Below are 16,946 nucleotides of genomic sequence, written 5' to 3' on the forward strand. Positions count from 1 at the left end.
AAGAAGTCATCTCGTAGTGGGATGGCTTCTTTCTATAAGGAGCTATTATATGAAGTTTGAAGAATATAACAATAAAACAGTATTTATTACGGGAGCAGCCTCGGGTATTGGCTATGCTCAGGCTGCTGCATTTTTAGAAAACGGGGCAAATGTATTTGGCTTTGATGTAGAGGAGCGAGGACTAATCGATTTACAGCAACAATATCCTGAGCGCTTTGCCTACAAGGTAGGAAGTGTTTGTGAGCATAAGGCTGTGGAGCAGGCGTATGTAGCAGCAATATTGAGATTTCAACAAATTGATATTTTATGTAATACGGCGGGTATTTTAGATGGCTTTGCCAAAACGCTTGAAACAGATGAGACGCTATGGGATAACGTTATGAATACCAATGTCAAGGGAACATTTTTTGTGACAAATATGCTATTACCACATATGGTGGAGCGTGGCGCTGGTACAATTGTTAATATGGCCTCCATTGCGGGGCTTGTTGCGGGTGGCGGTGGAGCAGCCTATACAGCTTCCAAGCATGCCATTGTTGGCTATACAAAGCAGCTAGATTTAGATTATTGTCGCATGGGAATTCGTGCAAATGCAATTGCGCCAGGAGCCATTCAAACGCCGATGAATCAGGCGGACTTTGAAGGGGATGGCGAGATGGCGAAATGGGTAGCCGACGAAACGCCAGCAGGCCGCTGGGCGCAGCCTTATGAGGTCGCAAATTTAACGCTATTTCTAGCAAGCTCAGCCGCAGATTATATTCATGGAGCAGTGCTACCAATCGATGGAGGCTGGCTCATAAAATAGTCTTGTTCACTGCGATAGTCCTTTGCTATAATACGCACGTAAGCAAAAATTCGCTTGCACTACGGCACTTCAGATAGGGCAATTTGCTCTCTTCCTTTGGTCGTAGTTATTACTAAAATAGCGATGTGCTATTTTACAAAGGAGAATAAAATTGAATACATCGATTGTAAAAGAGTCGGGTCGTATTTCTGTAAGTGAGCTTACAAAAACGGCACTTGTTGCAGCTTTATACGTAGCTGTAACGGTTTTATTGTCAGTTATTAGCTTTGGCGCTGTTCAGCTACGATTGTCAGAGATGTTTAATTATCTGGCATTGTACAATAAGCGTTATGTTGTGGCGGTCACATTAGGCGTTATACTTGCCAATTTTATGTCGCCAACATGGATATTGGATGTCCCTATTGGGGGCATTGCGACCTTTCTTGTGTTAATTCTTTGCAGACGCGTAACAAAGCATATGACAAACGATATTGGAAAAATGGTGGTAACCGCATTGATTTTTGCTGTATCAATGTTTACGGTTGCTGGACAATTAACGATTTTGTATGACCTTCCTTTTTGGGCGACATGGTTGACTGTAGGAATTGGAGAATTATTGTCCATGACTGTTGGTGGACTAACGATTTATTTATTAAATAAAAAAATTGATTTATCAAAATAAAATTTCAGGCGAGCCGCCATATTAGGAGGCTCGTCTTTTTTAATCATAGTGCTGAAAGACCTTTTGCTCAAGCGTATGCAGAGCATGCTGAATATCCTTTATATCCTCTGGCGTTGCATGCTGTATAAGCTGTAAAAAGCGTTCTTCGATACAGGCAAAGGCTTGCGCCATCATTTGTTCACCATCCTTGGACAAGCGAATATAGTGCTTTCTTCGATCCTCTGTGTCACTAAATTTTTCAATAAGCTGTCTTTCCTGTAATTTGCGTAGTTCACGGCTTGTGTTTGGTAAGGACATATGCTGGCATTCGCTAATGTCTGTGGGAGTTACAGGCTGACTAACCTTAATATATTCAAGAATTTTATATTGAAGCGGTGTAATATTAGCGACCGTTATATGCTGTGTAAGCTTCTGTGTAACTTGATGGAGAGTTGCTGTAAACGTTATAAACTGATGAAATAATGCGCTTTTATCCAATTGAATCACCTCTTACTGTCAAGATAGCAAAAAACTTATCTTAAAACAATTATCATTTGACAACTAAAATACAGCAGATTATGATATTGTTATCAAATGATAAGCAATGGGGGATTATGATGAATACATTAATTGTTTATACATATCCAAATCATCAAAGCTTAAATTATGCTTTTTTACAGGAGGTGATAAAGGGCTGTCGTGAAAATCCTGCTATTGAGGAGCTTCAAATACTTGATTTATACCAAGAGGAATTCGACCCACGTTTAATTTTCCATGAGCAGCAACGACGTCGAGATATGTATCGGGAGCCGAAAATGGAAAAATATCGTCAGCAGCTTTTATGGGCAGATCAAATTGTCTTTGTTTATCCAATTTGGTGGGGAAGACCCCCAGCAATGCTATTAGGATATATCGATCAATTATTTGCAGCGAATTTTGCCTATCGGGATACAAAGGGGCTATTTCCAGAAGGGCTTTTGACAGGAAAGTCTGTTGTCTGTGTATCGACAATGAAGGGACCGACGCATTATCCATTTATTTGGCTGCATAATGCTCATAAAATATTAATGAAAAGAGCGCTCTTTAACTTTGTTGGCATTAAGAAAGTAAAGTTTTTTGAGTTTGGTCATATGGAAAGTAAAAAGGGAAGGCAGCAGCACAAGCTTCAGAAAATATATCAATATTTTAAAAAAGTAGCTTACTAGCAAAAACTCGTGCAAACGTTATTGATCGTTTGCACGAGCCTGAATAGTATCAATCGGCAATGTTACTGTAAAGATTGTATACGCAGCAAGCTTGCTGTTTACCGTAATTGTGCCATGATGCATATCAATAATTTTTTTAACAATGGCTAAGCCTAAGCCACTGCCACCATTTGCGGCTGTTCGTGCTTGCTCAGCCTTATAAAAGCGTTCGAAAATATGCAATTGCTGTTCCTCTGTTAGACCAATGCCTGTATCTTGTATACGAACAGTGAGTGTGTCGTGCTGCTGTGCGAGCGCTACTGTAATTATGCCTTTAGCGGGTGTAAATTTAATGCTATTTGTCAGTAGGTTCATCCATACTTGGTTCATTAAATCCTCATCTGCTGTAATACTGATGGGGTCAAGTTGAAGGTCAAAGTCTAGCTGCTTTGCCAGCCAGTTTGGTTCAAGGGCTAGTATCACATGGCGTAATTGTTTATCGAGTCGGTAGTGCCTTGCCTCAAATGGATGGTGCTGTGATTCTAAAGATGTTAGTTTTAGTAAATTTTCACTAATTCTTGATAGACGATAACTTTCCATTTCGATAATCTCTAAGTAATGCTGACGCTTGTCCGCAGGTAAATTAATATTTTTTAAGGCTTTGGCAAAGCCGTTAATAGATGTTAAAGGTGACTGAATTTCATGGGAAACATTTGAAATAAATTCCTGACGCATTCTTTCCAGCTCACCTAATTCAACAGCCATATGGTTAATGCCATGGATTAATTGTCCAAATTGGTCTTCTTCATCTGCCTTTAGGTCTAGCTGTATATTGAAATCGCCCTTTGCCATGCGACTTAATGCATCCACAATCGTATCCCAGTAGTTACGTTGTCGGTTCAAGCCAATTAAAAAGATAATAGCCGCTGAACAGGCAAAGAGCAGAAATACACCAATTACGGTTGTTAGTTGCAGCCAAAAGCCATGAGGCGCTATCTCTAAGCGTCCATATAGCCATGTGGTTGCATAATAGGAAATAGCAGCAAAGACAGTATTCGCAATAAGAAACAGGCAAAAAGTGATGATCAATCTTACAAAGAGTCTTCGTTTTCTCATGTCACGAATTCCAAACGATAGCCAAGACCACGAATCGTCCGAATAACAAAGCCGCTACTCTCCTGTGGAAAGCGTTCACGAATTCTTTTAATATGGACATCGACTGTACGCTCATCACCCTCATAATCATAGCCCCAAATTTCTTCAATTAGCTGCTCGCGTGAAAATGTTTTGCCAGCATAGCTTGCCAGTGTAAATAACAGCTCAAACTCCTTTAAGCGCAGTATAATGATTTCGCCATTGACATGAGCTTCATATGTCTGACGATTAAGCTTAATATTGCCAGCTTCAATAATTTGTGATAGGGAAATATGGTATCGTTTTAAAATGGACTTTACACGTACAATAAGCTCGGCTGGTTCAAATGGCTTGACAAGATAATCATCTGTCCCTAGATGGAAGCCTTTGACCTTTTGTGCGGTTTCGCCTTTCGCTGTTAGCATCAGGATGGGTAGCTCTGTATGGAATGAACGGATTTCCTCGCACAATGTCCAGCCATCCATATTAGGCATCATAATATCCATAATGATCATATCGACTTTTTCAGAGGCTAATGTGGACAGTGCATCCACACCGTCTGTTGCCTCTATCACCTCTAGCCCTTCATTTTGTAGAAAGACTTTGACTAATTCTCGAATATGCGCATCATCATCCACTACAAGTAGTTTTGTCATGGCAACAAATCCCTTCATGATTCCTCTTTAATACGTAATTGCTGCTTGGCAAACTCACGATACATCGCATGTGTTTTAAATAGCGTATCATGTGTACCGCAGCCTGTAATATGTCCTTTTTCAACAAATAGTATTTGATCGGCATCTACCACTGTTGATAGGCGGTGTGCAATTACTAATGTTGTGCGACCTTGCATTAAATTATCTAATGCCTTTTGTACATAAATTTCTGATTTACTGTCTAAGCTTGAGGTTGCTTCATCCAGCATTAATATTTGCGGGTCACGCAGCAGGGCTCTAGCTATTGAAATACGTTGACGCTGTCCTCCAGATAGCTTAATGCCTCGTTCCCCAACCTCTGTATCGAATTGCTGTGGCAGCTCATAAATAAATTGGTCCGCATAAGCCATTTTTGCCACGCTTTCCAGCTCTTCATCAGATACATCGCGTTCAATTCCGTAGCAAATATTGTCACGAATTGTTCCTGAGAGCAATGCACTTTCCTGAGCGACATAGCCAATTTGACTGCGCCAAGAGTGGAGTGAAAAGGCTTCAATTGGCGTATCTCCTAGCGTGATACTGCCGCCAGTTGGCTGATAGTAGCGCTCTAATAGAGAAAAGGTAGTTGTTTTACCACCGCCACTTGGCCCTACAATAGCCGTCACCTTGCCTGGCTCAATGGTGAAGTTAATATCGGATAAAATCGGTTCTTCACCATAAGAAAAATCAATGCTTTTTAAATGAATAGGTTGATCCACCTTTTCTAATGTTAAGCCATCGTGGATATGCTCTTCTTCATGCTCCAGCAATGTGCTAATACGCTCTGTAGCTCCCATTGCTTTTTGAAGCTGTGTAAAGAACATCGTTAATTGCGTCATTGGCATAATAATTTGGATTAAATATAAAATAAATGCCACCATATCACCAGCAGTTAGTTCACCAGAGGAAACACGTACACCGCCATAGCCAATAATGGCAACAAGCACGGACATTAAGACAAGGGAAATTAATGGTGAAATTAACGCATGAATTTTTGCCTCTTTTAAACCAAATGTAAAAAGGGTTGTAATGCCTTTTTTTCCACGCTCATATTCGACATGTTCAGCATTAGAAGCCTTTACTAAACGTGTTTCAGGTAAAACCTGATTTAATATCGCTGTAAATTTCGCAGTTTCATCCTGCATCCCCTTAGAAATCACAAACATGCGTTTACCAAGCAGCATTAAAATAATCATTGCCAGCGGTACAGCAATCAGCATGACTAATGTCATTTTCCAATCTAAAATTAACAGAATAATAATGGAACCAACAATGGAAATCACGCCTGATAAACAGTTTGCTAAATGCTCAGTAATCAGCTCTTTGACAACGGCTGTGTCGTTGGTTACACGGCTTAATGTTTCACCTGTATCATGTTCATCGTAATAGGGGATGGGTAAATGCAGTAGCTTGCGCCAAAGCTGATCGCGTAATTTCGCTACAACATGATGCCCAACTCGATTCAAATAATAAATGGATAATCCACTTGCAATCGCTTGTGCAATAAAGGCAATACCAAGTAAAACGATTTGCCAATAATTAAGGGATGCTAATGAAAAGCCATCCACCAATTGTTTTGTAAATAACGGTACGACAAAGCCAACGCCCGTTGTTGCTAAACTCATTACTAAAGCGATAATAAGTAACCAAATCGGAGGCTCCGCTTGTTTCACTAACTGGATAAAGCGTCGCCAGTCTTGTTTTTTTGTTGTTGTTTGTGCTATCTCTTGCAAAGAAATATGCCTCCTTTATACGCTTAATTGCTACGGCTTTTACTATAACACTACTCTATGAACTGAATATGAAATGGTAAACAATGCTCAACATAAAAAGCTATTGAGCGAATATGAATCAGCTCAATAGCACTATTGATTATATTGCTGTATGGGATGGTAGGAAAAGCAGGGGGCTATGCTGTGTATTATTGCCGATATGAAGAGCTATTGCCTCTTGTGTCGTTTCTTCTTTGACTGGATGATGAGCAATCATTTCTTGCTGTGCTACAGGTTGTGTGATGGCTGCATGTGGCTGCTGCACGGCATGCATATCCTTGATCACAAGAATTGGACGCATCATATCATGATCTTCATGCTCAAGGAAGTGACAATGCCACATATAATGACCGCTAAAATCCTTCCAATGCATAATAATTTTGGTGACTTTGCTGGCATCAGCTTTCACGGTATCTTTCCAGCCAAGCTCATAATCACGTGGTGCTTCAGGCGGCCCTGTAAAAACTAGCCTTCCTTCATTTTCATAGAGCTCCACATCAAAGGGTCTACGCTCTAAAATTTTAAATTGCACAAGATGGAGATGTATTGGGTGGACAAAGGGTGTGGTATTAATAAAGCTCCATATTTCAATACTATCTAAGGCTGGCTTTTCTGTGACAGGGTCATGATACATATGATTGCCTAATAGTAGCATTGGTCGCCCAAATTCATCGGTTGTTGCAGTTAATGGCAATTGCCGATCAATATGCGCATGATGCGGATGTAAATCCATTGCCATAGCGAGCCGCTCTGGAATTTCACTAGTATCTTCGCCCTTTAAAGGCACAGTTACTCGAAACTGCATAATAACATTTGTATGCTCATCACTAAAATCTGTATCGGTATTCAGCAAAGTAATAGCCTGCCCCTCACAGCCTGAAAAATCAATAATAATATCTGTACGTTCAGCAGGCAGCAGCTCCACAGCTTGAATATCCTGTGGTGTAGCTAAAAAGCCGCCATCTGTGCCAATTTGAATCATTGGCTGGTCATTTGACAGGCTAAGTATATAGCCTCTGCGATTGGAACCATTGAGCAAGCGAAAGCGATATTTACGTGGCTCCACATTAAGATAGGGCCATAGCTTGCCATTCACAACAATGGTATTGCCGACAAAGCCAGGTGTAATGGATGGATGAACATCTACAGGGAATGGTGGCTCATCTGGATAAAATAATGAGCCATCTTCATGAAAGGATTTATCTTGAATTAATATAGGATATTCGTAGTCGCCACATGGCAGATGACAGCGTTGTTCTAGCGCATCTCTTACTAAATAAAAGCCTGCTAAACCTGCATAGACATTTAAACGTGTTAATGCCATTGCGTGGTCATGATACCATAGTGTAGCAGCAGGCTGATGATTGGTATATTCATGGATTTCCTTGTTAAATTTTGGACCTGTTTGACGGTAATCTCTTGTATACCATGCCTCTGGGTGTCCATCACTTTCCCAATCGACTTTGGCGCCGTGTAAATGTGTAACCGTTCTTACTTCTGGTGAATCACTGGCAGCATGTAGTGAAAAATCGACTGGCAAAAAGTGCTGTAAAGGTAGTTGATTTTTATATTTTACATAGGTTGTTTGATCTTTTATAGCTTCAATCGTTGGTCCTGGATAAAGCCCATTATAGCCCCAAATCATTGAGAGTGGAAAATCCTTATGAAAACGATGCTCTCCCGCCATCATTACTAACTCATAATAATTATATTTTTTAGGCTTCGCGACAATAGGCTTAGGTAGTTCATCGACGAATTTGGGAATTGTTGCTGGGTCAGCAGGATTAATAGGTGTACTCAAAACATCACATCCCTTATTAAAAATAGCTAATTATTCCATCATATGGGTAAAGATAATAGAACATCGGGACAAAAATGGAGAAGCGCATAAAAATTACCACTAATAAGAAACTTTTTGATTAAAAAAGAGATCCTATAAAAGTAAGTAGGGCACTTGTATGAATGATCAGGAAAACTAGTAATATCATATTTTAGCAACATAAAATTAAGAAACACGACAGCACAAAATTGTTGTATAATATTGTGGTATGAGGAAAGAAAGCAGGTTGACAAAATGAAAAGCAAAATGAATGGTACCGTAGCTGTGAATACATACAAACAGCAACTATATGCTATGCAAAATCAGCTTGATAGGAAACATAAGGTGACTGTATGAAAAACTGGTTGATTTTCATTTCTGTCTTTATTGTTTCATTGTCACTTGTCATTAGCGTTTTAGTACTCTGGAAAGCCGAGGCTCCATTTCGTTCAATTGAAGAACAGGCTGAACAGCTGGCAATCGATGCCAAAGCTCTTGCAGCTGTATCGGAGTCCTACACATATAATGGCAAACATTCGTATGTTACCGTGTTCGGGGTAGACGAATATGGTGATAAAAAAGCTGTCTTTGTCCCAACGAATCTGGACGAGGATTCTATTCAGGAAGTGTTATTAGAAGATGGTATTACGGAAAAGCAAGCATTATCGGTTTTTAAAAATGAAGGAAATGTACAAAAAGTCCTCCACATGAAATTAGGCTATGAGGAGCCTGGGGCAGTTTGGGAAATTACCTATCTAAACGACCATGACCAGCTTAACTATGTCTATATTCTGTTTAAGGATGGCAACTGGTGGAAACGTATAACGAATTTATAAGAGGAGTAGATTCTGAATGAAAAATGTATTAGCAAATCGTGTAAAAACTTTAACACCATCTTCAACATTAGCCATTACTGCAAAAGCAAAAGCATTGAAAGAACAAGGGATTGATGTAATCGGTTTAGGAGCTGGTGAACCAGACTTTAATACACCTCAAAATATTTTACATGCAGCCACTGCATCAATGGAAAAGGGTTATACAAAATATACACCTGCTGGCGGACTTCCCGTTTTAAAACAAGCTATTATTGATAAGCTTCAACGTGATAACAGCCTTGCCTATCAGCCAAATGAAGTAATTATTGGTGTTGGGGCAAAGCATATTTTATACACACTATTCCAAGTGATTTTAAATGATGGCGACGAAGTCATTATTCCGATCCCTTACTGGGTATCCTATCCTGAACAAGTAAAGCTAGCAGGTGGTGTACCTGTATATGTAGAGAGCACAGGTGAACAAGGCTATAAAATTACAGCTGACCAACTACGTGCGGCAATCACAGAGAAAACAAAGGCGGTTATTATCAATTCACCTAGCAACCCATCAGGTATGATTTATTCTCGTGAGGAGCTAGCAGAACTTGCTTCTGTCGCAGAAGAAAAAGATATTTTAATCGTGTCAGATGAAATTTATGAGAAGCTTGTATACAATGGTATTGAGCATTTTTCAATTGCACAGCTCTCTGATGCAGTGAAAGCACGTACAATCGTTGTAAATGGTGTGGCAAAATCCCACTCTATGACAGGCTGGCGTATTGGCTATGCGGCAGGAGATGCAACTATTATTAAAGCAATGACTGACCTTGCATCCCACTCGACATCTAATGCGACAACAACAGCACAATATGCAACTGTGGAGGCGTATAATGGTCCACAAGACGCAGTAGAGGAAATGCGTCAAGCGTTTGAATCACGTCTTGAAAAAATTTATCCGCAGTTAAGCGCAATTCCTGGCTTCCAAGTGTTAAAGCCACAGGGTGCATTCTACTTATTCCCAGACGTAGCAGAAGCTATGGCACACACTGGTTACGATTCAGTAGATGCATTCGCTGCGGATATTTTAACAGAGGCGAACGTAGCAGTGGTTCCGGGCTCTGGCTTTGGCACACCAACTACAATGCGATTATCCTATGCTACATCTTTAGAATTATTAGAAGAGGCAGTCCGTCGTATTGATGCATTTGTAAAATCAAAATGGCAAGACTAATCCTTCTAATCGACTTTGGAGGATTTCTATGAAGAAAATTATGATTAAAGATATGCCACAGCATATCGGTGAAACAGTTAAAATTGGCGCTTGGCTGGCGAATAAACGCTCAAGCGGGAAAATTGCCTTCTTACAGCTACGCGATGGCTCTGGCTTTGTGCAGGGTGTTGTCGTAAAAGAAGAGGTAGGCGAGGACATTTTTGCAACAGCAAAGGGTATGACGCAAGAAACGTCCATGTATATTACAGGCGAAGTAAAAGCGGATGAGCGCTCAAGCTTTGGCTGTGAGCTTGCTGTAACAGGGATTGAGGTGCTACACGAAGCAACAGATTTCCCAATTACACCAAAAGAGCATGGTCCTGAATTTTTAATGGACAACCGTCATTTATGGCTACGTTCCCGTAAACAGCATGCCATTATGAAAATCCGCAATGAAATTATTCGTGCGACATACGAATTTTTCAATAACAACGGCTTTACAAAAATGGATCCACCAATTTTAACAGGCTCAGCACCTGAAGGGACATCTGAGCTGTTCCATACAAAATATTTTGATGAGGATGCATACCTTTCTCAATCGGGGCAGCTTTATATGGAAGCGGCTGCGATGGCATTAGGCAAAGTATTTTCATTTGGCCCAACATTCCGTGCCGAAAAATCAAAAACACGCCGTCATTTAATTGAGTTTTGGATGATTGAGCCTGAAATGGCATTTGTGGAATTTGAAGAAAATTTAGAAGTGCAAGAGCAATATGTCGAGCATATCGTACAAGCTGTGCTAAAAAACTGCAAGTTAGATTTAGAGCGACTTGGTCGTGATACATCGACGCTTGAAAATATTAAAGCGCCATTCCCTCGTATTTCTTATGATGATGCGATTAAGCTATTACATGAACAAGGCTTTGATGATATTGAATGGGGCGATGATTTTGGTGCACCGCATGAAACAGCGATTGCTAATACATTTGATAAGCCAGTATTCATTACATGCTATCCAGTAGGCATTAAGCCATTCTATATGCAGCCACACCCAGAGCGTGATGATGTTGTACTATGTGCTGATTTAATTGCACCAGAGGGTTACGGAGAAATTATTGGTGGTTCAGAGCGAATCCATGACTACGATTTATTAAAATCACGTCTGGAAGAGCATAACCTATCATTAGATGCCTATGCTTGGTATTTAGAGCTTCGCAAACATGGCTCTGTACCGCATTCAGGCTTTGGTCTTGGGCTAGAGCGTACAGTGGCATGGATTTCAGGCACAGAGCATATCCGTGAAACAATTCCATTCCCACGTTTACTAAACCGCTTATACCCATAAGCTAATCAATTTAAAAGTCGCGTAGTGGACAATCTACGCGGCTTTTCTACTTACTTAAAGAAGGAGTCTAGAGAAAATATGACCACAAATAATCATCGACTCCATACATGGACTGAACAACGAATGATTTCCATTCCACAGCTTTTTTTTCAGTTTTATAAGGAGTTAAATATCGAGGATGAAGAGGCGTTAATTGTGATGCATTTACTAGCCTTTCATATGGAGGGGAATGACTTTCCAACACCGAATGATTTAAAAAGTCGCCTGACAATGTCTGACAATGAGATTACAACACGTTTGCAGCGCTTAATGCAAAAGGGCTTTCTTGAAATTATGCGTGATGTGGATGCAGGTGGTAAGCTCTATGAAAAATATTCCGTTTATCCGCTTTGGGAGCGAATTATGCAGATGATGGATATGAAAGAGCAGCAAAAATCTGTAACGACACTTCAACAAGAAGAGGGCGAGCTATTTCGATTATTTGAGGAGGAAATGGGGCGTCTTTTATCTCCTTTAGAGCTTGAAAAAATAGGGCTTTGGCTTGATGAGGACAAGCACAGCCCAGCGCTTATTAAGGAGGCACTAAAGGAAGCGGTCTTTGCGGGAAAGCTTAGTATTCGTTATATTGACCGTATTTTATTGGAGTGGAAAAAGAAAAATATTACAACACCACAGGCCGCACAGAAGCAAAGTGAGCAGTTCCGTGAAAAGCAAACCTTTCATAGAATGCCAGCACGAGCAGCTTCACAAGAAACGCAGTCAACGGGTAAAGTGCCATTTTATAACTGGTTAGAAGAAAGAGAATAGGGGGCATCCAGTTTGTTAACGAAAAAACAGTGGGAGCATTGTCTAGCAGAGATGGATCGAATGTTTCCCAACGCACATTGTGAGCTTGTGCATGACAATGCCTTTGAGCTAACAATTGCGACATTATTATCTGCACAATGTACAGATGTGCTTGTCAATAAAGTAACGAAAACATTATTTCAAAAATATAAAACACCTGAGGATTATTTAGCTGTACCATTGGAGGAATTACAGCAGGATATTCGCTCAATCGGGCTTTATCGCAATAAGGCGAAAAATATTCAAGCTTTGTGTCAACGATTGCTAGATGAATATAATGGTGAAATTCCTGCAACAAGGGAAGCGCTTGTGACATTGCCCGGTGTAGGGCGTAAAACAGCGAATGTTGTGTTATCAGTAGCTTTTGATATTCCAGCATTAGCAGTCGATACGCATGTTGAGCGTGTATCAAAGCGTTTAGGGCTTTGTCGATGGAAGGATTCCGTGCTTGAAGTGGAAGAAACGATTATGAAAAAAACGCCGATGGAAAAATGGTCGAAAACGCATCATCAGCTTATTTTCTTTGGGCGTTATCATTGTAAGGCACAAAATCCAGGATGCCATGTCTGTCCGTTGCTTGATGATTGTCGTGAAGGGCAAAAGCGCTTAAAGAAAGGCTTGGTGAAGGAAGCGTGAATATGGAGGCAATTGCCAAGGATAAAGTAGATGCTTGGTTTGCACAATGGCTGACTTTGCAAGAGGCAATTCATGCAGCCCATAATGCTCGAAATGGTGCGGCAAAAGCATTAATGGAAGAAGCCATCGAGCTATTTGACCAGCTTGTACAAGCTGCAGGAGATGAGGTATTGCCGATTAATGGGGTTGAACGACTTGCCTTTATTAAAGCGAAGCCAGGTCAATATGCCTGCTATCGCCAGCTAGATGAACTATTTAAGGAAACAAAAAAGCGCATAGCACGCTTACGCATTCAAGCAACAAAAGGCTAGCTTTGACGAATAGAATGCGTAAAGTGCCGGATAGAGCGCAAAAAGTGACGGATAACATACACAAAGTGTCGGATAGAATCCCAAAAGTGATGGATAATTTAAAAAAGTCGAGCAACATATTTTTTGGATATGCTGCCCGACTTTTTATTATTCTGTGCTTTGCTCTTCTTCTGTTGGACTTAGCGGCTCAGTAGGAACTATTGGCTGCTGCTGAGTAGGATCAATCGGACCATTAGTATCTCCGCCGTTATTGCCGTTATTGCCATTATTTCCGTTATTGTTGCTATTATTATTGCCCTCGCCATTTTCACCATTCTCTATATCGGTTTCATTGCCATCCTCACCAGGATCTGTTGGCAGCTCAGTATCTGGCTCCTCTACTTCCTCTGGCTCTTCGACATCTGGTTCTTCCTCTGTTGTGCCGACGATTTGGAAGGAGGTTGTGCCAGGTTCACTGCGCGTACCGTCCACAATAGCGACAACAGAGATGGTGTAATTACCTTCTTCTAGTGTATTGCTTACCGTTAAGCCTTTGCTATCTGTTGTGCCAAGGATAATGGAGTCGCCACCTTCACGTGTAGCAGACACTTCAAATGAAGTTGGTAATGGCTCATCTGTTTCAGGGTCTAGCATTGCATCATGCTCCCAAGAAATATCAATAGACTGTCCTTCTAAGTCTAAGCTTGCCGTTACATTGTAAGGCGTAGATAATGATGGAGCCTCATAGACGCTAGATACCTCCGTTGGCTCAGTACCACGTACAAATAGCTCTGTTTGACGTAATTCATTTGGCGTATAATCACTCGCTAAACGCAGAGGATTAGAGCCTACTTCAATCGTTGCTTCTACAACTGTACTTGGCTTTTTAAAGCTTTCTGTTTCAACATTCGCTGAAATTTCTTGCATAATCGACTTAAATAAATTTTGCGGTAATCGACGCTCTTCCCATGTTGTAATAGGGTCAAAGTGTTTCTCATAGCCACTCCATATCGCAATGGAGTAGTTTGTTGTGTAGCCAGCAAACCATGAATCTGGCACACTTGTATTTGGTAAATTATACTTGCTAAAATCCTCTGCTGAGTAGTTTGTTGTACCTGTTTTACCTGCAATATCTAAGCCAGGTACATTTGCAGCAGTACCTGATGCATCAGGCTTATTGCCAACTACATCACGCAGCATATCTGTTACCATATAAGCTGTATAATCGCTCATTGCAACAGTAGGCTCAGGCTTGTAGTTTTTAGATGTTTTGCCATCACGATAGACAATTTTAGTAATGGCATGTGGGTCCGTATAGACTCCGTTGTTACCAAAGGCTGCATAAGAGGCTGCCATTTGAATAGGGGACATTGTAATCGCTCCACCGCCAATAGCATCAGATTCATATACATTATCTGTTTCAATGCCTAAACGGCCAATAAATTCCTTCGCTTTATCCGTACCAACCTCTTGCAATGCTTTAACGGCAGGTACGTTACGTGAAGCGTATAGCGCCTTACGAGCGGTAATAGCCCCCATATAGCGACCATCCCAGTTAGTAATAGTTTGCCTTGTTCCTGTGTACGTCATTGGCTCATCGACAAGTGTTTGACCTGTTGACCATTTTAAATATTCAATGGCTGGTCCGTAATCAATTAATGGCTTCATTGTTGAGCCGGGCTGATTTTTTGACAGATCATCTGCGTAGTTAAAGCCACGCTCTGCACCGTAATGACGACCACCACCAACAGCTTGAATTGCCCCTGTTTTTGTATCAATAACCGCAACACCTGATTGAATTTCTTCTGTTGGGAAGTTGCTATCATCATTCATTACATTTTCTACAACCTTTTGTGCTGCTGGATCAAGTGTTGTATAAACCTTAATTCCTTCTGCCATTGCAGTACCATCGCCATTTTCCTCTAGCTCATTAATTACAATATCAAGGAAGGCATCATATTTAGAGCCTGCAAATGATTGGCGTGTGGCATCGTCTGCTAAACCTGCTTGGACGTCTGCTTGCTGTGCTTCTTCCATTTCCGCTTTTGAAATTTTACCGTGCTGATGCATTAACCCTAGTACCGTATTACGACGTTTTTTCGCAAGCTCTGGATTTTTTAATGGATTATAAGCATTCGGGCGCTGTACTAAGCCTGCTAATAATGCTTCTTCTTCTAATGTTAAATCTTTTAATTCTTTGCCATAGAAATATTGAGCTGCTGTACCAAAGCCATAAATACGTCCTGACATCAGCATTTTATTAAAGTACATTTCAAAAATTTCTTCTTTTGAATATTTGCGCTCTAGCTGGAAGGCAAGCCAAGCTTCCTGTGCTTTACGCTTTAATTTCTTTTCATTTTGTAAAAATGAGTTTTTAACAACTTGCTGTGTTAGGGTAGATGCCCCTTGTGCACCGAAGCCATCTCGGAAGTTGGCAAGGATGGCCCCACCTAAACGATAAAAATCCATCCCGTGGTGCTCGAAAAAGCGTACATCTTCGGTTGCTAGAATCGCGTTAACCATATCTTCTGGTATATCTTCGTATTTTATATATTTACGGTTTTCAGCACCGATCGTTGCAAACAGTTCACCGTTTTTATCGTAGAACTCTGAAGAAACAGGGTCCTTCAATAATTCTTCATCAAGCTCTGGTGCCGTGCTAGCATAGTAGGCAAATAACCCAGCGCCTCCAAGTAAACCTACCACCACAATGGTACATAAAGTTAAGAAAATGCGCTTCAACCATGTTTTAGCAGTGGAGGCTGGTTTCTGTTTGTTCTTTTTATTTTTTTCAGCGAGAGCCTTTTGATGCTCTCCCCGTGTTCGACGACGTTCAGTCATTCTCTATTTCTCCTCACTTTCAGACTGGTAGCATTTTGCATCAATGAGCTGTTGGATAATGGGTAAATAATCGATACGTGGATAATAATTGGTTGGAATTTCATATGCCTCTTGCTCGATTGTCGACAAGGGTATCGATTTACGTTTACCATTTTCCATTGCTTTCCAGGCCTTTTGTAAAACTTGGTATGGCACAATAAAATATCGTTCATAGGCTGAAAAACGAACGATAATAAAAGCCACACCATGTTGTTCCGTCACTTGCTGCATATGGGTCATTTGATGCGCGTGAATATTTTTTAATGGGAAACTTGTTTTGGAAGCTGTTTCCTTTGCATCAAAATCGATATAGTGCCCATTCCAAACGCCATTGTAGTCGGTTGTGGAAGGCGTTCTGAAGTAAGCCTCACGAATAACAGCAGCACTACGTGAAGGGTACTCTACTTTGACGATTTGTACAGGAACAGGTTTCTTATGAATAATTGCAAGCCGCCTTTTTATATAATAGTCGTTTGCTTCATTAATTTCATCTTCTAGCGTCTTTCCACGATTGCTAAAAGATAAATCTTTGTTGTTCTTTTTCTCTGCTTTCTGCACAGAAGGATTCGGGGTATACAATTTCCCGTTTGGATAACGAATTGTCATTTAGCTCACCCTCTATTATACTGCTTTTCTAGTCAATAGTTTACCATGTTTTAGTGGCTATTCTCTACTTCTATCAGTTAGACAATAATTTCATTTGCGTCGAAAAATCGCCAGCTCCTGTATTCCTCAAATCGTCAAAATACCAGATAATTTTAAACGTGAAATAGAGGTAGCTCCACATCTTTCAGTAAATAACGATTTTTTAGAATGCACATTCATGCCTAAAATTTTATCGAAAATTTTCTTCTTTCAACTAACTTACGCTTATT

The 16,946-nt window shown here is 40.5% G+C and carries 16 protein-coding genes; 9 read left to right on the forward strand and 7 right to left on the reverse strand.

All coding sequences use genetic code 11. From position 1 onward, the window contains the following. Positions 1-49: 49 nt before the first annotated feature. Both MHB42_RS07175 and MHB42_RS07180 read left to right on the forward strand, forming a co-directional pair. A complete protein-coding gene (locus MHB42_RS07175) occupies positions 50-805 on the forward strand; it encodes a 3-oxoacyl-ACP reductase (protein ID WP_340805260.1) in 756 nt (251 codons plus the stop codon). 151 nt (positions 806-956) lie between these two features. Beyond that, on the forward strand, positions 957-1,466 hold the full coding sequence (locus MHB42_RS07180) for a QueT transporter family protein (protein ID WP_340805261.1): 510 nt from the start codon (positions 957-959) through the stop codon (positions 1,464-1,466). Between the two features lie 39 nt (positions 1,467-1,505). Here MHB42_RS07180 and MHB42_RS07185 read toward each other — a convergent pair whose 3' ends face one another. Further along, on the reverse strand, positions 1,506-1,943 hold the full coding sequence (locus MHB42_RS07185; RefSeq protein WP_340805262.1) for a MarR family winged helix-turn-helix transcriptional regulator: 438 nt from the start codon (positions 1,941-1,943) through the stop codon (positions 1,506-1,508). A gap of 119 nt (positions 1,944-2,062) precedes the next feature. On the opposite strand from MHB42_RS07185, the gene MHB42_RS07190 reads away from it, so the two are divergent. Next, positions 2,063-2,650 (forward strand): NAD(P)H-dependent oxidoreductase, encoded by a 588-nt coding sequence (locus tag MHB42_RS07190; protein WP_340808552.1) that lies wholly within the window; start codon positions 2,063-2,065, stop codon positions 2,648-2,650. Between the two features lie 18 nt (positions 2,651-2,668). On the opposite strand, the gene MHB42_RS07195 is transcribed toward MHB42_RS07190, so the two are convergent. The 4 genes from MHB42_RS07195 to MHB42_RS07210 form a co-directional block, all read right to left on the reverse strand. Further along, complete coding sequence (locus MHB42_RS07195; RefSeq protein ID WP_340805263.1) at positions 2,669-3,745, reverse strand: sensor histidine kinase; 1,077 nt, start codon at positions 3,743-3,745, stop codon at positions 2,669-2,671. After that, positions 3,742-4,419 (reverse strand): response regulator transcription factor, encoded by a 678-nt coding sequence (locus MHB42_RS07200; RefSeq protein WP_340808553.1) that lies wholly within the window; start codon positions 4,417-4,419, stop codon positions 3,742-3,744. Before MHB42_RS07200 ends, MHB42_RS07195 begins: the two co-directional genes overlap by 4 nt. Positions 4,420-4,433: 14 nt before the next feature. Beyond that, positions 4,434-6,191: an ABC transporter ATP-binding protein gene (locus MHB42_RS07205; protein WP_340805264.1), complete on the reverse strand. Its 1,758-nt coding sequence runs from the start codon at positions 6,189-6,191 to the stop codon at positions 4,434-4,436. Between the two features lie 139 nt (positions 6,192-6,330). Then, a complete protein-coding gene (locus tag MHB42_RS07210) occupies positions 6,331-8,031 on the reverse strand; it encodes a multicopper oxidase family protein (RefSeq protein ID WP_340805265.1) in 1,701 nt (566 codons plus the stop codon). A gap of 371 nt (positions 8,032-8,402) precedes the next feature. Between MHB42_RS07210 and MHB42_RS07215 the strand changes: the two genes are divergently transcribed. The 6 genes from MHB42_RS07215 to MHB42_RS07240 all read left to right on the forward strand — a co-directional run bounded on the left by MHB42_RS07215 (position 8,403) and on the right by MHB42_RS07240 (position 13,212). Then, positions 8,403-8,885: a cell wall elongation regulator TseB-like domain-containing protein gene (locus MHB42_RS07215; RefSeq protein WP_340805266.1), complete on the forward strand. Its 483-nt coding sequence runs from the start codon at positions 8,403-8,405 to the stop codon at positions 8,883-8,885. A 16-nt stretch (positions 8,886-8,901) separates the two neighbouring features. After that, positions 8,902-10,095 (forward strand): pyridoxal phosphate-dependent aminotransferase, encoded by a 1,194-nt coding sequence (locus MHB42_RS07220; protein ID WP_340805267.1) that lies wholly within the window; start codon positions 8,902-8,904, stop codon positions 10,093-10,095. 28 nt (positions 10,096-10,123) lie between these two features. After that, complete coding sequence (gene asnS, locus MHB42_RS07225; RefSeq protein WP_340805268.1) at positions 10,124-11,419, forward strand: asparagine--tRNA ligase; 1,296 nt, start codon at positions 10,124-10,126, stop codon at positions 11,417-11,419. Positions 11,420-11,497: 78 nt separating this feature from the next. Then, a complete protein-coding gene (locus MHB42_RS07230) occupies positions 11,498-12,226 on the forward strand; it encodes a DnaD domain-containing protein (protein ID WP_340805269.1) in 729 nt (242 codons plus the stop codon). Positions 12,227-12,238: 12 nt separating this feature from the next. Further along, the gene (nth, locus tag MHB42_RS07235; RefSeq protein ID WP_340805270.1) at positions 12,239-12,901 is read left to right on the forward strand and encodes an endonuclease III; all 663 of its coding nucleotides are present in this window, start codon (positions 12,239-12,241) and stop codon (positions 12,899-12,901) included. Next, on the forward strand, positions 12,898-13,212 hold the full coding sequence (locus MHB42_RS07240; protein WP_340805271.1) for a YpoC family protein: 315 nt from the start codon (positions 12,898-12,900) through the stop codon (positions 13,210-13,212). The genes nth and MHB42_RS07240 overlap by 4 nt, the downstream gene beginning before the upstream one ends. 147 nt (positions 13,213-13,359) lie before the next feature. On the opposite strand, the gene MHB42_RS07245 is transcribed toward MHB42_RS07240, so the two are convergent. Together MHB42_RS07245 and recU are read right to left on the reverse strand one after the other, a co-directional pair. Further along, positions 13,360-16,032 (reverse strand): PBP1A family penicillin-binding protein, encoded by a 2,673-nt coding sequence (locus tag MHB42_RS07245; protein WP_340805272.1) that lies wholly within the window; start codon positions 16,030-16,032, stop codon positions 13,360-13,362. A 3-nt stretch (positions 16,033-16,035) separates the two neighbouring features. Continuing rightward, complete coding sequence (gene recU, locus MHB42_RS07250; protein WP_340805273.1) at positions 16,036-16,677, reverse strand: Holliday junction resolvase RecU; 642 nt, start codon at positions 16,675-16,677, stop codon at positions 16,036-16,038. Positions 16,678-16,946: the final 269 nt, after the last annotated feature.

Source organism: Lysinibacillus sp. FSL K6-0232 (assembly GCF_038008325.1).
GTDB lineage: Bacteria > Bacillota > Bacilli > Bacillales_A > Planococcaceae > Lysinibacillus.